1 pseudogene is annotated in these 1,072 nt (G+C 75.0%); it reads left to right on the top strand.

Annotation, left to right across the window (positions count from 1 at the left end):
- Nucleotides 1–82: 82 nt before the first annotated feature.
- Nucleotides 83–1,072 (top strand): annotated as a pseudogene (locus QZH66_RS16750) (hypothetical protein); the annotation flags it as partial.

Below are 1,072 nucleotides of genomic sequence, written 5' to 3'. Positions count from 1 at the left end.
GGCCGCTGCCGCAGGTGCTGCGCCGCCCCGGCGCCGACGCGGCCGGCCAACGTTACCTGCGCGCCCTGCAAGCGGAGTCGCCATGAATTCCTCCCTCGCGCTGGCCTTGGTGATTGCCGCGGCGGTTGTGCTCGGCAGCGTGCGGTTGTGGCGTCACCGCGGGCCACCACGCGCACATCGGCTGCTGCTGATCACGTTGCAGGCGCTGCTTGGCGTGCTGCTGTATTTCACCCTGCTGCCGCCACCGCTGCCCGGGCAGGCCGGCACCCTGCTGGTCGCCACCGCCGGCACCGATCCGCGGCACCTGCACGCGGCCGGACAGGTGGTCGCGCTGCCGGAGGCGCCGCCCTTGGCCGGAGTCGAGCGGGTGCCCGATCTGGCCACCGCGCTGCGCCGGCATCCGGGCCTGCAGCGGCTGCATATCCTCGGCAACGGGCTGCAGGCGCGTGATCTGGATGCGGCCACGCCACTGCCGCTGGCGTTCGATCCGCCCGCGTCACCACACGGCTGGGTGGCATGGCAGCCGCCGGTCCCCGTGGCACCGGGCGCGCGCTTCAGCGTGGCGGCGCGTGCGCTCGCCGGGGAAGGAGCGCAGGCCGAACTGCGGGACCCGGCGGGTCGGCGGGTGGATCTCGCCCCGCTCGACCGTCAGGGCCGGGTCCAGCTCAGCGGCACCGCGCGGGCCCCCGGGCAGACCCTGTTTTCGCTGCGGCTGATCGACGCCGACGGCAAGACCGCGGACCTGTTGCCGGTGCCGTTGCAGGTGCTCGCCAGCACGGCCCCGCGCATCTGGCTGCTGGCCAGCGCGCCGGGGCCGGAACTGAAATACCTGCGCCGCTGGGCCCGCGATGCCGGGCTGCCGATGCACACCCAGATGGCCGTCGGTGGCGGCCTGCAACTGGGCGATGCGCCGCGCCCGTTCAATGCCACCACGCTGGCCGCCACCGATCTGCTGGTGCTGGACGAACGCAGCTTCGCCAGCCTCGGCCCGGCCCGGCGCGCGGTGCTGCGCGACGCCGTCGACAACGGGCTCGGGCTGCTGGTGCGGCTGGGCGGCCCGGTGCCCGAGGCC

Origin of the sequence: Stenotrophomonas sp. YIM B06876, assembly GCF_030711595.1 — a bacterium.
Classification (GTDB): domain Bacteria; phylum Pseudomonadota; class Gammaproteobacteria; order Xanthomonadales; family Xanthomonadaceae; genus Stenotrophomonas.
This window is presented reverse-complemented; position numbering and strand designations above follow the sequence as displayed.